This is a genomic window from Burkholderia sp. E168m22, from assembly GCF_001319805.1.
GTDB lineage: Bacteria > Pseudomonadota > Gammaproteobacteria > Burkholderiales > Burkholderiaceae > Burkholderia > Burkholderia orbicola.
Window position 1 is genome coordinate 1 of record NZ_BBSK01000130.1, and the last position, 19,111, is coordinate 19,111.

Sequence of the window (19,111 nt, forward strand, 5' to 3'; positions counted from 1 at the left end):
CATGAAAGACTGACATTTGATATCAGCTGGTCACGGATAGCATGGTCCATTGGGCATATCTTCATTTCCATCGTCGCACAATAGGGATTTACACACTCGAAAGCCGATGAGTCAAATAAGTGCGGAAGTGTTTGCGTATCGACAGAGCTTGGTGCGCATCCGTCCCGGCTGTGTTGGTCACGGCATCGTTATCGTTGGCGTGCGCCCGATCAATCACACGCCAACGAGCGCTCGTATCCAGGTCGTCCAGGCTTGCCGCCAGCCGGATCTCGGGCGGCCGGGGCCAAATGACGTCCGGCTGCCAACGAATACATCCAGGTTGCTGATCGGAATCCGCTCGGCGCTTGCCTGGTTCAGATAGACGTCGCTTTAACCACGTTACGTTTTTCGCTTAGCAGTCGATTGGGGTCACGCTGTCCGGGAACGACCTCTCTGTAAACGTTGCTGAGGAGGTCGTCGATCTCAAGCGACAAATTCAAAAGCCAGCGCCACTTTTCCTGGCTGTCAAAAATACGACGACCGCCATCGGGGACAAGTAGTTTGCCGGCCCAGTCCCGATCCTTGCAAGCCGCGTCCAGATGGCGCTGCGTCTCGGCGAGAACAGCCAGATCGGTGAACTGTCCGAGGCGTAGTGCGCTCATGTCGGCGTGGTACATAAGCGAGGCAATATCGAAGCTTGAAAGCTTGATCTCCCGGTCAGAGTCCGCCTTCATACTCTTGCACAGGCGAATGGCCTTGCGAAGGCCGCCTTTGATCGAGTCGCAGCGGCCACCAACCCGGGCAATGTGCAGAAATGGGCGGTTGCTGATTGTCTCACCAGTCTTCTTATCGTAAATCTTGACGCCACGGTCCTCCTCCCTACCACTACTCTGGTACGCCTCGGTATCGATCCAGTGCGCCGGCACGACATCCACGGAGCGCTGAAGGGAGGCGCCGGAAACCTTGACTGCCTTACCACCGGAAATGTCAACGTCGGCCGCCGGAAAAGCTGCTCGTAGATCAAGTTCGACTTGCGCGCGAAGGCCTGCCAGTCTTTCTTCGCTGGTCTCGGTAGTATTGCTTCGGTAGATTCCCTGTCTTGCCTTGATCCCGCTCCGCGCGAATGTACTGTAATTCTTCAGGATGGTCAGAAGGTCGACGTCGCTGACACGCCTGATATGGACGTCTAGTGGTACGGAGCCCTGCAGTTTAAACTCGGTGCTAACACCAGCGGCATGCAGCCGGTCGCGTAACTGATCCGCTACCCGGTCCGCGTTGGCGATGCTGACGTCGGTGTACTTCTTGCCTACCGCCGTCATCGCGCCGAGCGCATACTTTGTCCAGTGCTGACTCGAAGTTCCACGTGTCTCCCAAGGCTCAGGGCCCGCCGCATCCAAGGTAATGCCGGCGTGAACCGAATCCGCTCGAGAAAACGATTCCGTCGCAAATGAGCTACCGGTACGCCGCTGCCTAAGTTGCGAAAGACGTTTGTTGATATCCGTGGTCATCAGTTCCTCTTCGTCCAAGTCATCGTGCCGAAAGTCATACGGCCGCGGCCAGTGAAATACTCACCCGTTGCGGACCGAAGATCCTTGGCGATCGTCATGACAGAGCACCCGGTATGAGTTCGCAATTCGGTAGCCTCCGGCCGGGGGTCATTCCGATAGTGGTACAGCAACACGACGCCGTCGACGCTGTCGTGAGCAAGTGCCGCAGAGATGCTGTTCGAACCGGATGTATCGGTGGTCATACGGATCCGCAGTTTGTCCCAAGACTGGACAATCTTCACCTCGCCATGCCAGTCGAATCTGGTCGTTCCATCTGGAGCGAGTGATTTTCCCTGACAATCCCACGTACCCGAAAGGACCGGAACTTTTAACCAAGCGCCGACGCCATACCATTTCCAGGCCCACTGACTCAACACCCAGTACAGGGCACCGAAGACGGCGCCAGCGCCCACCAGCGACAGCAAGGTTGGAGGAATGTTGACGTTCCATCCGAACTTCTTCGCCAAGTCGACAAAGTGCAAAATAACAAAGACTAGGCCACCGGAAATCGCGCTCGCGGCGAAGCTCAGGAGCCGACCTACTTTAGCTCGATTGGCGCCACCCATCACCGAGTATTCGTGGTCCTGCGGCGCTACCATTTATATCTCCTCGTTTTGAACAAGACGTTGCGCCTGTTATCCAGGTCAAGTGGAGGCATAGTTGCTGCATTCAATAGCACAAGCACTGAAATTCGAGAAAATATGCCAAAAATTGATCTACCGAACAACGGATACGTGCTTAAAAATTGCATCAGCAGAAATTCAAACGTTTGCTTTCGTTTCACGGAGACTTCGCAAACGATTGACTAAATATCCGCTTAACGCTGGACGAAATCATTCGAAACGTCCATCAACCGTAACCTTTCGTCTCGGATGTGTCGCGAACACGGCGCTCTAGCCAAGGGAATCTTGATCGTCGTAGCCATCCGATCACAACCGAACCTTCCGCCTCCAACGGCTTGTTGCGGGTCGATGGCAATGTTCGATGCAACTCGCCACGCCCAGTACGTGAACAGATAGGAGCGTTGGCCCGCCCCTGGTGCGGCTGCCCATGCGCGACTGCATGGCCTATCCGCTTCGCTCCAGCGACGCCTCTGCCGGCGCATCCCTACCTCCGGCTTTGTTCTAGACTAAGCCAGTGAATATCGGCCAAAACAGTTTGCGATAAATACTCTTATCGCATGGTGCGTGTGGGCGACCTAAACTGGATGCATGTGTACTGCCCCGACCTCCTCCGCACGGCCGGGCGACGGAAATTTCGCTGGGACAGCCCTGCCCGATCTCGCGTCGCTGGCCGCCCTGCGCGCCTGGCATGAAGGCCTCACCGCCCGCGCGGCGGTCGCGCGCTACCTGCCGCACCGCAAGGCCGATGGACAATCGTCGCGTGGCCTCCTGGGCCGCATCCGTCGTCAGCTCGTCGCATGCGCGACGGCCCGCCAGCGCGACGACCTGATTCCACTGTTCACGCACCCGGCCGCGGACCGCACCCGCCATGCAGCGCAGGTCGTTGTCGCCCTCGACGTGCTGCGCACCACGCCCATTCCCGCACCGCTGCCAGCCGACCCCGTGAACCGGTGGCTGCCGCCGCGCACCGCACGCGCCCTCGCCACCGCCCACATCAACTCGCTCGCCGACCTGCTCGTGCACCGGGCGCGGCGCAAGCGCTGGTGGCGGAACATTGCGGGCCTCGGCCGTCAGGGCGCGCAACGCCTCGAGACTTTCCTGGCCGCCCATCACGCGTTGGTCCAGCGCGCCGCTACGCTCGTCGCCTACGAGGCCGACGGGGCTCAACTCGTCCCACTATGGTCACTTGAGTCCCTGCCCGCGGCCCTCGATGGCTCACACGGCCGCTTCCGGGCCCCACGTGACACCTGCGGCCTCGCCGCGTCCAACGACTACCAGGCGATCGAGGCTTGGCTGACACTGCACGAATCGGCGCACACCGCACGTGCCTACCGGCGCGAGGCGGAGCGGCTGTTGCTGTGGGCGATCGTGGAACGGCGCGTCCCACTTTCATCGCTCACCACCGACGACGCGATCGCCTATCGCACCTTCTTGCGACGTCCGACGCCCGCCGCGCGCTGGATCGGGCCGCCGTGCCCGCGCGCCACACCGGCCTGGCGCCCGTTTGCCGGGCACCTGACAACGCGCTCAACAGCCTATGCGCTGGCCGTCCTGCGCGCGCTCTTCGGGTGGTTGGTCGGCCAGCACTATGTCGTGCTCAATCCGTTTGCGGGGGTGACCGTCCGCGGCGGCGCAACGCGCGCGCCGTTCGATACCGGGCGGGCGTTGACTGACCGGGAGTGGCGGGTCGTGCGAACTGCAGCCGACCAGCTCGAGCGGACCGGCTGGAGCGCCCCGGCTGCCGAGCGGCTGCGGTTTATGCTCGACTTCGGCTACGCGACCGGCCTGCGCGTGCAGGAACTGGTGGCCGCAACGCTGGGCGACATCGCGACGGACGCCCGCGGCGCGTTATGGCTCGAGGTAATGGGAAAAGGGGCGAAATCGGGGCGCGTGGCCCTGCCGCCGCTCGCGCGGGACGCGCTACGGCGCACGCTGAAGGCACGGGGTCTGCCGGTCACACGCACCCAATGGCAGCCGGCCACTCCGTTGGTCGCCGACCTCAATGTGGTCCATCGTGCAGCACGCCCTGGCGGCGCCCACATCAGTGCGACGCGGTTGCGGCAGGTATTAGGTGAGTTCTTTCGGGAGACCGCCGAACGCGTGAACATCCGCCATCCAGCGCTGGCCGACAAGCTTCGGCGCGCCAGCCCGCACTGGCTGCGCCATACGCACGCAACGCACGCGTTGGACGCCGGCGTGGAACTGGTTGTGGTACGAGACAACCTGCGTCACGCGTCCGTGGCAACCACGTCGACCTATCTCCATAGTGAAGAGGCAAAACGTGCACGGCAAGTCAGTGCAGCCTTTCGGTGTCCTCCGCGCCGATCGCATCGCCAGATCATTCTCCGCCGGGCCCAGTAGCCGTCCGAATCGTACGGAATCGACTGACGGCAACACAACCTCGGCACAAGAGGCAGTGCTGGGCTCGGTCTACGTTCAGTCACGTGCGCGCTTGTCTCGTTTTGATGCCGCAGGTCCGAGTAACTCAAGGATGGCACGCAGGATATAGTCAACGTTGCTAGCACCCGCCACCACGCGACGGGAGACGCTATACTGAACCTGATGTCGATTTTGATCGGAGGTGGGGCATTCACGGATTTCCTAGTTCTGGTCAGCACCAATCTTTAGGCGAAAGCTAGCCACGCCTTCCACTCCACCGCGCAGAATGTCGCCATGCTTTACAGCAACGGGTACCGCGGTTTGCCCCACCAACAGCAAGTCTCCCGGTAAGAATCCTATTCCATTAGTTATCAAAGTTAATACTTCAGAAAGGTCCGGTAGCGTTTCGTCTAGATGAATTGCGTATACCGGTTGATTGTTTACGTCTATCCAGACGAGGTTGCTTGTGCATTCAACATCCGAGGCGCGATTCAAACACGTGCAAATTGCCAATTCAAGTGGATGATCGACATCTTTCGTCCCAGCATGCTCGCACAACAAGTGAATATTCGACGGATATCTAAACAGCAGCAAACCTACACCATACGCTGAAGCGTATATCTCTTCGCCCGAGGTACCATGTTTCTTTCGAGCACCGACCGCGATCAAGAGTGCTATGGAGCAGCACAAATTCACGTCGGGGTGGAAAGAGATATCCTCATCGATTGTATGTAATGAGATTCCAGTTAAGGATAAGACGGAGACCTTATCGATTTCGATTTCGCGCCTATCGCTGGCGTGGCCGACCAGCAGGACTCTCGATACTGTGAACTGGCCAACTCCCCCCTTTATCGGAAATTTGAGGAGGCTTCTGCGCTCCAGTGATTCATTTTCAAATTTTCGCATCGCGATAGTATTGAGCTCAATGACGAACATCACATCCAAACCGTGTGTCGAGAAAGGCAGACGGTCCATATTGGGAGCTTCCGAAACCGATCGCGAAGCGCCCAGTTACATAAGCAACGCCAGCGCAGGTGAGCAAATTTGCCACCGTATGGCTGCCGTAAGTATGTCTGTGAATGGCCGCTGGTGTATTCAAGTAGCGCGTCGCCTGCTGCTCAGTTCGTACGCGCTCCGCGCGCGGACAATGGCCAGGCCTCGCACAATGCGCGGATCTCGTCATGACATTCCTTCGCGATACTCTCAGACATCTGGTCGGCACATGCCGCGGCGACGATCATGGCGACGACATCGACGCTTTCGATCGGCAATCCTCTGGACATGATGCCGGCAGTCGAAAGCCGCACGCCCGAAGTCTCGCCGGGGCCGCGCGGGTCATTCGGCACAAGGTTGCGATTGGCGAGCAATCCAATCGACTCCAGCCGGCGTGTTACCAAGTCGCCACTCACCGAGCGGCCTCGCAAGTCGACCATGAGCATTGACGTATCCGTCCCCCCACTGATCAGTGGCACGCCCAAGCGAAGCAGCTCGTCAGCCAACCGCAAGGCGCTCTTGAGCGTGCGACGGCCATACTCTGCAAACGAGGGCTGCAGTGCTTCATGCAAGCACACCGACTTGGCAGCGATCATGTTCATCGCGGGTGTGCCTTGCGAAAAGGGAAAGACTCCGCGGCGCAGACGAGCAGCGAGTTCAGCGTCTCTCGCGACGATCAGTCCGCCGCGCGGTCCGCGCAAACCTTTATAGGTGCTCATGGTAACGACGTCGGCATACGGCACAGGATCGTTAAGCAATCCGACTGCGACGAGTCCCGCGAAGTGAGCGATGTCGACAAGCAGTTGCGCGCCGACTTCCCGAGCAATCGCTGCAAACGATGCATAGTCGATGTCGCGCGGATACGAAGACGCACCGGCGATCAGGACTGCCGGTCGTGTCGCCTTCGCCAAGTCGCGCAATGCGTCGAGATCAATAAGGCCCGTCGCCGGATCCACCGAGTAGTGATGCGCCTCGTAATAGACGCCGGAAAGATTGAACCGCGCGCCGTGACTTAGATGCCCGCCGTCGGCCAGCGTCATGGAAAGTATCCGGTCGCCGCGCCGCGCTGTCGCGGCCAACGCGGCCTGATTGGCTTGAGTGCCCGAATGCGGCTGAACATTCGCGTAACCCGCGCTGAAAAGCTCGCGTGCGCGCGAGATCGTCAATTCCTCCAGTTCATCGGCCACCTCACAGCCCGCGTGATACCGCTGCCCGGGAAACCCCTCGACCGTCTTATTAACAACGCTCGACCCCATGGCGTTAAGCAACGTCTCGCTTACGATGTTCTCCGATGCGATCAACGAAAGCGTCGTGCGCTGGCGATCCAGCTCCTTGTCGAGCAGGGAATGCAATTCAGTATCGCTGTAACTCAATCTGCCCTCCTGTTGGGCGTCGCAAAGGGGAAATCTGCGATCGCTCTACTCTCCTCGCGGCACGATTGACAATTCGTGCTGCGGTTTTCCGGGTAACAACGGCCCGGGCCGCATACTGACCCACGCGTCGTGCCCCGCAAGGAACTGCGGGCTTAGCGGATTGCCGCTTTGGCCGCCAGGCATGTCGAATAGTCCACGTTCCTCGTGGCCTGGCGATACCACCATGCGCTCGGAGGGGCCGAAGGCGGGGCCCGCCACTCGCGGCATGTTGTCGTCGCCGGCAATCGGTTGCTTCGGCGCGCCGAGAATTCGGCCAAGTGGCTGCCATATCGTCGCGAACGGATGCTGAATCGATGTGGTATTGCGCTTGCCCCAAGTTGCCTTCGCCAAGTCCCCATCTGTCGCTGTTGCGCTTCGAATCACGAGGTCGATCGCTTCGAGCTCAAGGTCGCGCCAATTCTCGCCATCAGGCAGCCAGTTCGCCGGCTTCTCGTCAATGAGCCGAGCGGCGACTACCGGCCAGCGGGGATTCGCCTTCGCGTAACTCGCATGTCGATCGAGCCCGTGCAAAGCGCCGTCGACGGCACCGAACAGCTCGGTGTAAATGGCGTCGATGAACATGCGAGCAAGACGGTAACCCACTGAGTCGACACTTGCTCGACCGGTCCACGACGTTTCCAGCAAGCGGCGAAACGCTTGCCGGTCGGGGCGATTGGCAAGTGCTGCGCCATCAAGGACGGTAAGGGCGCGCTGCCGCCACGGCGCAACGAACAGCGCTCGATCGTCAGCCAGGACCTGGTAGCCCAGCGCTTCGTCTACTCGATCGCCGAGGCCGGACAGATCGTCGTGAAGCTGGCGAGCCCGCGCACCGAGATCGGCACCCCCATCGCCGATCTTACGATACTCTTCCGACATCAACTGTCGACTATTCGCACTCCATATCTGTCCTTCTTGGGGATCGTTCACACTAGGATGTGCATTCGGAGTGCGCAATGCCGTCCATGTTTGCCGTCGATCTGCACGGTAGGGAAAGCTGGAATCGAAAGATGCGTCGCGGTCTGGCAGCGGGCCGGCGATGGTCCAACCGATGTGGCCCTGCGCATCACCCACTATGAAATTCAACGTGGGCAACCCCGATCGAGAGGCAACGGCTTGCGCCGCACGCACGTCGCCAGCCTCTTCCATGCCCTCAAGCCCGAGATTAACTGCGCCTAGTTGCTGCGCCACCCAATGGATTGCATAGAACCGCCCGCCGATTTGGCGAATCGGTCCAGCCTCTGTTTCAACGACCGCCATCGTTTCCGGCGCGGCGCCGCTCACCCTGATTGTTTCAAGGAAGCAGTGCGCCGTCTTCCAACCGTCCATATCACGATATCGCAGGGCGTCGTGAGAGTCGAATTGCACTTCGACGAGGTCGAGGCTATCGCTGTAGCTGTTCGTGAAACCCCAAGCGATATGTCCGTTGCTGCCCACAATTACAAGTGGAACGCCAGGCAAGGAGGCGCCTTCGATGTGTCGCCTCGCGCCTTGCGCGTCCCGGAACACGAGCTGCATCCGAAACCAGGTATTCGGCAACGCGAGGTTCAAATGCATATCGTTGGACACGAGGGCGCTGCCCATTTTGCTGCGCCATCCGGCCAATGCCCAAGCGTTGCTGCCAACGGACTGCGTCGCCTCGACAGCCGCAATCCGGGACGGACGAACGTCCGGAGCGAACCACGCTGGCGCCGACGCGGGCATCGAGGCGATTGCCGACGGCGACGCTATTGCGTCCAATGGCGCGTCGAACGCACTGGCGGTCGGGAGAAAGAACGCCGTTTGCTGATCGGTCATATGATCCTTGAGCCAACCTCGAGCAATCTTCCTAGGGACGAGGTCGCCCTGTAGATCGAAGTACATGGAGCATATGACCAGCAGCGTATCGGCTTCAGTCCAAGGCTTTGGACGTTGCATCAACACGCCGTACTCAAACGGCCACGCGTGCAGCTTCGCAAGCCCTGCGTTGACTCCTGCCGTATAACGCTGGAGCAAAGTCTTTTGCTCAGGTTCCAACGTCGCGAGGACGGCCTCTGCACGTGCCCTGAACCTATACAATCGATGCGCACGGTCTATGGTCAGCGCCTTCGCGCCAAACAGTTCGGCAAGCTCTCCAGATGCATTTCGACGCAAGAGGTCCATTTGAAAGAACCGCTCTTGCGCATGGACAAACCCGGTGGCGAAAGCTACGTCGGCCCGGTTGACGCCGGTGATCAGAACCGCATCGTCAGCGTCCCGCTGGACGCTGACGGGCGCTTGCAAGCCAACGCTTGCGATTGTTCCGTCCTCGATCGGAAGGCTGGCATCCACGAAACGCCACACAAACAGTGCGAGCGACATCAAGAGCATCGATATCGCGGCGACAACGCAAATGATCCAACGCCATGATCTCAAAACACCAGACATTTGCACTTCGCCATAGTTTCAAAAATTCAAAGTTGATCGGCGCCAGAAGCCGATTGCGGTGCGCGACGTGCTGCGCAGACCTCTGATCAGCCTGTTCTAAAATACAGCGGTGCCTTTGCACAATAAGGACCACCACCTTCTTCTCTGCTCTACGTGCAGCTTTGACAAGGGACTCACGCAATAGACACTTCTCGAGCCGGAGAATCAAAAAACGACATACCGACATACGCGCTTAAGCTTGCGCCGCATTTAAAGTCAGGCGAATTATTTGCACAAGCCATGAATTAGAGTATTTATTCTAAAAACAAGAATGAGGTATGGGAAAAATCTCGCCAAACAGGTTAAGAGCGTCGCAGGCTCTGGCCAATTACCCGCAAGTTCTTGAGAGTATCGAGTTTTAGAGTGATTCCACTAAAATTGCGATTTTTATATTTCATACTTCCACCAATTAAATTACGTCTTCCATTCAGCAACGCCGCACGAAATGAATTTAGGAAATAAGTCAGGTCGCCGGCATGGACGGCAACGGCTCTGCCAATGCACCAATACCTCCTTCGAAACAGACCGACGCCAGGAGTGTGAGCTCATCCAATCTGGCTAGACATCACCGCGGGGTACGGCGCGCTCGCTGCGATGTCGCACAAGAGTACTCAAACTATTGAGCACACGCGTTAGCACCGAGATGGTGAACCGATCCTAACTCAATCATTTCTTTTAATTTACATTACTATTTTAACCGATCATCACACTGGCGATAGTGTAAGAATAAGATTAGCAGATTGACAGCTCTCGTATACCACAACCCTCATCAAACAAAGTTTGACACGTGCTATTTGTCGCACTAATGTTTGTCACTACTGCAAGCGAACATAATAAGCCGCCTCTCCCCTTGAAACGCATCCGCATTAAAGATGCTTGATTTCCTCCACGGAAGGGACGCGCTCGCCTTCAATGTCCGGAGCATCACAACGCAGCGGCAACAGGAATGTAGGCACGTGGTCTTTCAAAAAACCATTCATTTCGAACACACAGATGCGGAATTCCTACCTTATTCGCAGCTTGCAAGACCTGAATTTAATAGCTAGCCATTGCAACCATGTCCTGACTTTGTTTAGCGGCGGGCTAGACAGCACCTACGTATTGAGCCAATTGGCCAATAAAAAGTGTCGGGTAACTGCACTGGCCGTTGATCTCGGCGAAGGTGGCACCGAAGACGAGTTGGAGCACCTTGCGCAGCAATTCCAAGCGCGTCTGGTGGTAGTCGATGGACGCGAGATGTTTGCGGAACAAGCAGTGCTGCCCGCGATTGCCGCCAACGCGCGATATATGGGTATCTACCCGATTAGCTCGTCTCTATCGAGGCCCATCATCGCGAAGATTGCGGTTGAAACAGCGTCAAAACTCGGCTGCGACGCGATCGTGCATACGGCGAACCAATCGCAAAATAGTCTTCGACGGCTAAACGGCGCGATTTCGCAGCTCGGCTACCCGGGCTTCTTTGGAACTCCATACGAATACTCCGCGATATCGCGTCCGCAGAAGATCTCCGAATTGGCAGCCCACGGGCTGCGGCATTTCGAGGCCCGGTCGGTCAGCGGCGACGCAAACCTTTGGTGTCGGGAATTCGAGTCGGGCATGCTCGACAACCCCGAAGGCTTCGAGGTACCGCAAGCCCTTTTTCGGTGGACGGAACCACGCAGCCTGGTCGGCGTCGATACGCACCTATCACTCACGTTCGAGCGAGGTCGACCGGTTGCGTTGAATGGCACGGCATTGCCGCCGGTTGAACTCATCGCACTCGCAAACGAGACCGCTGGCATGTTCGGCATCGGTCGCCATGCGGGCCTCGAGCACCTCGAGCAGGGCGAGAAGGTGCTCGAAGTGCGTGAGACGCCAGCCGCCAACGTCCTGATGGACGCATTCCGCCATCTCGAGACTGCGACGCTCGACGCAGAGCTGCTGCGCGAGAAACTTGTGATCGAGCAATTGTGGGTACGGGAGGCCGTTGAAGGGCGCTGGTACGGGTCCTTGCGGCTGGCGGCGAACAGTTTCGTCGCCGAAATAAGCAAGCAAGTCAGCGGGACAGTCAAATTCAAATTGCGTCCCGGCGTCGCGGATGTGTGCGCAATCCGCGCCGACTCTCCGCGCTATCTGACGGACCGCGATCAATGGGAAAAGCTGGTCGCACGTGCACGCGGAAGCCGGGAACTCGAGATGGCTGTCGAATCCTGACGCCCGAGACCGATATCCGATTATCGTGCGTCATGGGAGCTCAGCCTGAGCCTCATGGGATAGCCATCGACCCGACGCCACTCATCGACATTTCATGACTACCGATCTGATGGATTGCGATCAAGCCCTTGCCGTGGAACGGAGCGCCGGCGGCATGCCGTTGATTAGGGTGCCAGCGTTCGAAAACATGCGTGCGGCTCAAAGCTGGTTACGCGACCGTGCTCCGACTATTCGCCGCTCGCTGCACCGGCACGGTTTCCTTATGATCAAACACCTGCCGATCGGCTCAGCGGCAGACGTCGGTCTCGCTCGCGACGCCTTGATCAAGGATATCGCCGTGAATCGCGAGCGCACCGCCCAGCGAACTCACTTCGGAGATCAGGTGTATTCCGCCAACGATCTCCCTCCCGCGCATCGCATTGGTTTCCACAACGAGAACAGTTATGCGCTGGAATTCCCGGGGGTGCTCCTGTTCGCGTGTCTCGAAGCGCCGACCGCTGGTGGCTGCACGGTCGTAGCAGATACGCGGAAGGTGCTCGCCCAGTTGCCGCCTGAGGTCAGTAATAAATACCGTGCTCACGGGTGGCTATTGACCCGCCACTATCACGCCCACATAGGTCAGACGTTGGAGAGTGCTTTTGAAAGCACCGACCGTGCGAACATTGCAAGGTTCTGTAACGACAACGAGATCGGGCATGAGTGGTTGCCGAATGGCACCCTGCGTACCACTCAGAGACGAGCCGCGGTCGTTAAGCACCCCACTACCGGTGACGAAGCGCTGTTCGGGCATATGAGCTTTTGGAGCAGATGGTCTCTTGATGCCAACGTCAGAAGCATCCTGGCCAGTTCATTCGGCCACGACCAGTTGCCGTTCGATACGTGCTACGGCGACGGGCAACCCATTCCCCAAGTCGAAATGGACATCTTGAACGACACGTACGAGCGAAACGCATGCCGCGAGCCATGGCAGCCCGGTGACGTCATGTTGATCGACAACCTGTTGGCGGCACATGGCCGCGATACCTTCAAAGGCGCTCGGCGGGTGGTCGTAGCCATGGGCGAACTGCTGCACGTCGATGCGTGCGGGCCCACTGTGCCCGCAGCGCGAGGTTAATCAAATCGGAATAGGGAAACAGCGTGGCTATCAAAAGCGACATTCATTTGCGGGATGCCTTGTCCACCGCGGGACACATCCACGGGAACACCAGCGATCTATTTGCGGAAGATCTGACGGAAACCACCGACTGGAAGCAATTTGCCGACAGCTGGAACGACATGCCCGTGGACGACTACATGGCCGATCGGGGACGATATCGGCACAGACGCTTCGCCGAATTTCGGCAGACCGAGAATGCGCATGACATTGAAGAATTGGCGACCACTACCTACCGCCAAAGCAAAGACTACAACCACCTGAACGGAGGCATCGATCGACACTACTCTTCCATCGAACCTCGGATCAAGCGCAACACGGCCTTTCGCTCAATCCTCGGCCGCTTTCATGCGCTGATTCCTCAAGCGCACGAGTCCGGAACGTGGTTGATACAGGTATTTCAGAATCGGATCTACGCACGAACCGGGGAACTCGGAAAGCCAACGCCGGAAGGCATGCATCGCGATGGCGTCGACTTCGTGCTGTCGCTGCTCATCAATCGCAACAATGTCGTAGGGGGTGAAAGTGGAACTTACTGTGGAATAACCGATCGTGAGCTTTCGCAGGTAACACTGAAACGTCCCGGAGACTACATTTTCCTCGACGATAGGAGGATGAAGCACGCTGTGCGCCCCATTACTCCAGCAGTGGCCACCATGCCGGGCTATCGGGATGTTCTGATTGCCATGTTTACAGCTCAAACGTAGCGCGTCCGATCATTGGCGATCTAATATTGCGTTGAGACAATATGGCACCATTTACTAAGATTCTTTTAGAACGATCCAATAGTACTCCTGATCGATTGGCATATCGGTTCCTTTCCGGCGATTCGCTCCCGGAAGAACTCACCTATCTCGACCTATGGAACTACGCCTCATCGTTGGCCGCACTGTTGCGCGACAAGGGGCTCGAAGGCCAGCGCGTATTGCTCGCTTTGAGGGCTCAACGCGATTTCGTCATTGCTTTCTACGCGTGTTTGCTTGCCCAAGTCATCGCCGTTCCCACGGCCATACCACGCAAGCTACTCTTGTCCGATCGCATGGAACGCCTAGCCACCGACGCGCGCGCGACCGCCGTGATCTTCGACAGTGCCGAATTCGAGTCTGTCCGCATACACGCCAACGGTTCGCCACTCCTCGCGATCGATCTACGTAGCGAAGAGACCAAGAGAGCAATGCAGGCTCGCGGCTCGAGCGAGTGCGCAGTCATTGTCGTTCCCGAGAAGAACGACATTGCATTCCTCCAGTACACCTCCGGATCCACCGGAGATCCCAAAGGGGTCGTTGTCACGCACGGCAATCTCACGCACAACAGTGGCGAAATCAACGACGCGATGGCGATTACGCATGAGTCGTCAGTCCTTACCGCATTGCCGTTATTTCACGACATGGGGTTGATCGGAGGCGTTCTGCAACCGATGTTCGCGGGGTGCCCAGCTACCATCATGTCGCCCGTGGAGTGCGCACAACATCCCGAACAATGGATTCAGCTCATTTCTGCCTATCAGATCACCGTAAGCGGCGGCCCGAATTTCATGTATGAGCTGGCCGTCAAAGCTCGCGACCATCACGTGATGAAATCGGTCGACCTATCGAAGTGGTCGGTCGCGTTCTGTGGCGCTGAGCCGATTCGGCGATCCACGGTTGAGCGCTTCTGTGCAGCGTTTCAACCCTTGGGGTTCAACGCCAGCGCTTTTTTTCCTTGCTACGGCATGGCGGAGTCAACGCTGTTCATCACGGGAAACCATGCAGTGGACGCCCTCGACGCCGCGCGTGAGGACTCCAAATCCCCCATGGGATGCGGGTACCCGCGGCGCTCGACGCGTATCGCCATCGTTGATCCGGACACGCGCATCGCGCTAGAAGAAGGCGAGGTTGGCGAGATATGGGCCTCCGGTCCTAGCGTTGCTCAAGGCTACTGGATGCGCCCTGAGCTCACTCACGAGACCTTTCAAGCGACCCTGCCCGGCCAGCCCGATGCCAAGTATCTCCGTACCGGGGACTTGGGTTATTGGAAAGACAACTGCTTGTATGTGACAGGGCGGCTCAAGGACCTCATCATCATTAACGGTAAGAACTACGCGCCACAAGATCTCGAGGACGAGGTGGAGAGCAGCCACGAGGCCTTGCGCCCACGGGGTAGCGCCGCTTTCTCGCTGAGCGATCAGGAAGGCGAGCACCTGGTCATCGTGGCTGAATTGGAACGGGATTGGCTGCGGCGCGTCGATGATTGGCCGCAGGTCGTATCCGCCATACGAAGCGCCATCAGCAGGAGTCATCGCGTGAACGTCCACGACGTGCAGTTCCTGAAACCCGGCGCACTACCAAAGACATCAAGTGGGAAGGTGCGTCGATCGCAGTGCCGATCGGAATACGAGCAGGGCAAAAATTCCCCGGCCGTGGCTTGACTACCCCATCATTCAAATCAACAAGAAACCATGCAGCCTGTAACCGATCATGAACCCGCCGATCAGACGCGGACCGCGCTAGAAGGCCAGATCATCACCGCACTGGCCGGCATACTCGATTGCGACGCCGAAACGCTATCGCCAATCGGACGATTCGATGAACTTGGGCTGGATTCTCTCACCAGCTTTCGCTTCGCAGCTCGGCTCGAGGAGCAGCTGGGTACGGCGATCGACGTCGAATGGCTCTATGACTACCCCACACCTGGCGACCTCGCAGCGTTTTTGTGCACGCAATGCTGAATAACCGTCATCGGCCACGACCATCGATGCCGCTGACTGACAGCGCAGCGCTTGGCGTACCGCGCCATCTCGGCACCTAACTACTTGACCCGAGCACTCATGCACGACCATGTTCGCATTACCGTCCAGAGTCCTCTGTCTGTAGGCCAGCGTAGCCGTTGGTTCTATCGACAACTCAATTCGTCCACGCCTGGGAGGCTCAACAACGCGTTTGCCGTCAACATACTTGGCGCAACCCCTGTCGCGTCCATCACGTCCGCGTTGAGATTTCTGATCGATCGGCACCCTATGTTGCGAGTGGAGATTGCCGAGGGTGGCGGCAACGTCGTCCAGACGGTCGCAAAGATAGATGCCGATCCGTTGGAAGTCATCGACAGCCGAGATCTCGACGCCGAAAGCTTTCAGATCAAGCTTCTTCAAGCTTGCCGTCATTCGTTCGACCGTATCGGGGAGCCGCGGCTTAAGGCCACCTTGTTCGAAAGATCGGAAGGCGAATCGACGTTGCTCCTTGTTTTCGACCATCTAGTCGTTGACGGCTGGTCTTACTGGCAGTTGCTTAAAGAGTTCGATGCGCTGATGGTAGACGCTGACCTGTTGCAGCCTACCTCGTCAGTGGATGCTGAGAACCCTGCCTATTTCAGATACGTTGCCGATCAGCGCAGGTGGTTAAGCAGCGTCGTGGCAGAGGAGCAGCGCAACTACTGGCGCGACCAACTCGCCGACGCACCAGCACTGCAGTTTCCCTATGATCGTCCGCGTCCCGAACTATCGAGTGGCGACGAGGCCAGGCTGACAATAGCGCTCTCTTCAGCCCTGACCCGCCAATTGAGAGCGCTTGCGCATCAACAATCGGCGACGCTATTTATCACGATGCTGACCGCGTATCAGATATTCCTGCACCGGCACACCGGGCAAGACGATGTGGTGGTAGGCATTCCGATGCCCGGACGTACGGGAGTCGAATGGGATGGCGTCGTGGGCGATTTCGTCAACCCGATCGCTTTGCGTACCCGATTCCGCCGCGAGGCGACCGTCGCGTCGGTCATGCGTGACGTGCGCAGCGAGGCCCTGCGCGGGATGGCGCGTCAGCAGTTTCCGTTCTCGCTGCTAGTGGAAGACCTGGTTCCCGCACGCGACAGCAAAGAACATCCGATCTTCCAAACGATGTTTGCCTTCCAGAATGCACGCGAGGGATCGGAGCTTTTGACATTGCTCGCCAAGGCTCAAGATGCGGGGCCGACGCAGTGGGCCGGCATGTCGGTAACGCCTTGCGCTGTCCCGTACAGCGGGCGTCTGAGCGACGTGCCGCTGATCGTGGAAGCCATCGAGGCGGGCGAACAGATCCACTGTTGTTTCAAGTACGATCCCGACAGGCTCGATGCAACGTCGATTGCAAGGATGGCGGCACGATTCGAGACCGTGCTCGCGAGCATGGTGGCCAGTCCATCCACTCGAGTCGGATCACTTGAAATCCTGCCTCAAAGCGAGTACCAACTATTGATCGATCAGTTCAGCGGTCGGAAGGTAGATTACCCATATGACACACTGATACATTTACCGTTCGAGGCACATGCAGCAGCACGCCCCGATGCAATAGCCGTTATCTACGAGAACGAGGTCCTGAGCTATGGCGAACTCAACGCACGAGCCAACCGGCTCGCCCATCTGCTGATCGAACTAGGCATAAAGCAAGGCAACTGCGTTGCTATATGTCTTGAGCGCGGCCCGTCGATGATTGTTGGCCTACTAGGCATTTTAAAGGCAGGCGGTGCTTATGTGCCTCTGGATCCGGGGCAACCTGTCGACCGTCTCACACACATGCTTGCGGACTGCGCGGCTTCAGCGCTGGTAACTCAAATCAGCCTTCGCGATTTACTGCCCAAAGTCGATATCCCGGCGGTCCATATCGACGATCACACGCAGGTCGATCTTCTAGAGAGCATGCCTGCCGTGAATCCGGATCCGCAAGCACTCGGCATCAAACCAACGCAGCTTGCTTACGTTATCTACACGTCGGGTTCCACGGGCCGTCCGAAGGGCGTGATGATCGAGCATGCTGGAATTCCGCGTATCTTCGGCGGAGCACAGGCACGGTTTCAGTTCGGTCCGTCGGACGTCTGGACGCTGTTTCATTCATTTGGCTTCGATTTTTCCGTTTGGGAAATGTGGGGAGCGCTGTTGCATGGTGGCCGCCTCATCATCGTGCCTACGACCTGCGCGCGGGATCCCTCGGCATTCTACGACTTGCTGTGCCAGCAACGCGTCACCGTATTGAGCCAGACGCCCAGTGCTTTCCGACAACTGGTCGCCGTTCAGGGTGAGAGCGCCCGCACCCATTCGCTGCGGCAGATTATATTCGCCGGCGAGGCCCTGGAATTACATACCGTCGAGCGCTGGTTTGCGCGCAATAACCCGTCGCGGACCACGATCGTGAATATGTACGGCGCCACCGAGAGCACGGTGCACGCGACGTATTACGCCGTGCCGGCGGAATCGGAAGTCACGGCGCTGCGCGGCATTTGCGGCAAGCCGATAGCTGGCTATCGCATCTACGTCCTCGACGATGAGCGCCGGCCCGTGCCAATCGGGGTAACGGGCGAGATTCATATCGGCGGTCGATGTGTTGCGCGCGGATACATGAATCTGCCAGACCTGAGCGCGGAGCGCTTCACGCACGATCCGTTCTGCGGCGACCCAGATTCCAGACTTTACAAAACGGGAGACCTGGGCCGCTTCACAGCGGACGGTGAGCTGGAGTTTCTGGGGCGCAATGACTTTCAGGTAAAGATCCGAGGCTTTCGCATCGAGTTGGGGGAGATCGAGACCAAGCTCGCCGCACATCCAGACGTACAGGACGTCGCGGTCATTGCACGCGAGGACGTATCGGGCGAGAAGCGACTGGCGGCTTATGTCACGGCGAAGGACGACGCGGAGCTTTCGGTCCAGCAACTGCGCGAGCATCTGCTCCACAGACTGCCGGAATATATGGTTCCCAGCGCATTCGTGACAATGCCTGCCTTGCCGCTGACAAAGAATGGAAAGTTGAATCGAGGCGCGCTACCAGCTCCAGATGCCACGGCAATGACTGAGCGCATATATGCGGCGCCTGAGGGTGCCGTGGAAAGTGAACTCGCAATGCTCTGGATGGAATTGCTGCATGTCGATCGCGTGGGAAGGTACGACGACTTCTTTGAATTGGGTGGCCACTCACTTCTTGCCGTTCAATTGACGGCGCGAATCCGTGATCGCTTTGAGATCGATATCCCGCTACGAACGCTCTTCGACAATACCAGCCTCGTCGCATTGGCCGATCTCGTTGTCTCGCTGCAGTTGATGCGCTATTCCGAAGTGGATATCGCAATGATCGAAAATGAACTCCGCTCGCTCCCCGACGATGATCTGCGCGCGCTAGTTCGGAAGGGGCACACCCATGGATAAGCAACTTTCGACACAAGACCGTCTGGTACGCGCAGCGCTGCTGGAACGACTCAAGCAACGGCATTCAGTGGCTCCCGCAGTTAGTGCGAAGGCCACGGCTATCGGACGTACTGAGCGGAACAAGCCGCTGGAGGCCTCGTGGTCTCAGCAACGGCTATGGTTCCTTGCCCAGCTGGATCCGGCCGCCAGCCTGGCGTACCACATCCCCGCCGGCTTGCGACTGACGGGCCGGCTCGACCGGGCGA

The 19,111-nt window shown here is 58.3% G+C and carries 13 protein-coding genes; 8 read left to right on the forward strand and 5 right to left on the reverse strand.

Annotated features, from left to right (window positions below):
• Positions 1-353: 353 nt before the first annotated feature.
• A complete protein-coding gene (locus AP428_RS29485; RefSeq protein WP_054928455.1) occupies positions 354-1,487 on the reverse strand; it encodes a hypothetical protein in 1,134 nt (377 codons plus the stop codon).
• The gene (locus tag AP428_RS29490) at positions 1,487-2,125 is read right to left on the reverse strand and encodes a hypothetical protein (protein ID WP_054928456.1); all 639 of its coding nucleotides are present in this window, start codon (positions 2,123-2,125) and stop codon (positions 1,487-1,489) included. The genes AP428_RS29485 and AP428_RS29490 overlap by 1 nt, the downstream gene beginning before the upstream one ends.
• Positions 2,126-2,737: 612 nt before the next feature.
• Here AP428_RS29490 and AP428_RS29495 point away from each other — a divergent pair.
• Positions 2,738-4,510, forward strand: coding sequence for a phage integrase family protein (locus AP428_RS29495; RefSeq protein ID WP_054928457.1), 1,773 nt, complete (start codon positions 2,738-2,740; stop codon positions 4,508-4,510).
• A 240-nt stretch (positions 4,511-4,750) separates the two neighbouring features.
• On the opposite strand, the gene AP428_RS36950 is transcribed toward AP428_RS29495, so the two are convergent.
• The 3 genes from AP428_RS36950 to AP428_RS29505 form a co-directional block, all read right to left on the reverse strand.
• Positions 4,751-5,503, reverse strand: a complete 753-nt coding sequence (locus tag AP428_RS36950) for a hypothetical protein (protein ID WP_125381109.1) — start codon at positions 5,501-5,503, stop codon at positions 4,751-4,753.
• Between the two features lie 143 nt (positions 5,504-5,646).
• Positions 5,647-6,894: a serine hydroxymethyltransferase gene (gene glyA, locus AP428_RS29500; RefSeq protein ID WP_054928458.1), complete on the reverse strand. Its 1,248-nt coding sequence runs from the start codon at positions 6,892-6,894 to the stop codon at positions 5,647-5,649.
• A gap of 45 nt (positions 6,895-6,939) precedes the next feature.
• Positions 6,940-9,336 carry a penicillin acylase family protein gene (locus AP428_RS29505; protein ID WP_054928459.1) on the reverse strand — a complete coding sequence of 799 codons (2,397 nt, stop codon included), beginning with the start codon at positions 9,334-9,336 and terminating at the stop codon, positions 6,940-6,942.
• 1,032 nt (positions 9,337-10,368) lie between these two features.
• Here AP428_RS29505 and AP428_RS29510 point away from each other — a divergent pair.
• From AP428_RS29510 to AP428_RS37565, 7 genes are all read left to right on the forward strand, one after another.
• Positions 10,369-11,568 (forward strand): argininosuccinate synthase-related protein, encoded by a 1,200-nt coding sequence (locus AP428_RS29510; protein ID WP_054928460.1) that lies wholly within the window; start codon positions 10,369-10,371, stop codon positions 11,566-11,568.
• A gap of 94 nt (positions 11,569-11,662) precedes the next feature.
• Positions 11,663-12,682, forward strand: a complete 1,020-nt coding sequence (locus tag AP428_RS29515) for a TauD/TfdA family dioxygenase (protein ID WP_054928461.1) — start codon at positions 11,663-11,665, stop codon at positions 12,680-12,682.
• A 23-nt stretch (positions 12,683-12,705) separates the two neighbouring features.
• Positions 12,706-13,428 carry a 2OG-Fe dioxygenase family protein gene (locus AP428_RS29520; RefSeq protein ID WP_054928462.1) on the forward strand — a complete coding sequence of 241 codons (723 nt, stop codon included), beginning with the start codon at positions 12,706-12,708 and terminating at the stop codon, positions 13,426-13,428.
• Positions 13,429-13,469: 41 nt separating this feature from the next.
• Positions 13,470-15,128 carry a fatty acyl-AMP ligase gene (locus tag AP428_RS29525; protein WP_082409457.1) on the forward strand — a complete coding sequence of 553 codons (1,659 nt, stop codon included), beginning with the start codon at positions 13,470-13,472 and terminating at the stop codon, positions 15,126-15,128.
• A gap of 30 nt (positions 15,129-15,158) precedes the next feature.
• Positions 15,159-15,428, forward strand: coding sequence for an acyl carrier protein (locus AP428_RS29530; RefSeq protein ID WP_054928464.1), 270 nt, complete (start codon positions 15,159-15,161; stop codon positions 15,426-15,428).
• Between the two features lie 99 nt (positions 15,429-15,527).
• Entirely contained in the window at positions 15,528-18,866 is a 3,339-nt protein-coding gene (locus AP428_RS29535; protein WP_125381108.1) for a non-ribosomal peptide synthetase, read from the forward strand.
• Positions 18,859-19,111: hypothetical protein (locus AP428_RS37565; RefSeq protein ID WP_231691717.1), on the forward strand; the 253-nt coding region annotated here is incomplete at its 3' end. The genes AP428_RS29535 and AP428_RS37565, both read left to right, overlap by 8 nt.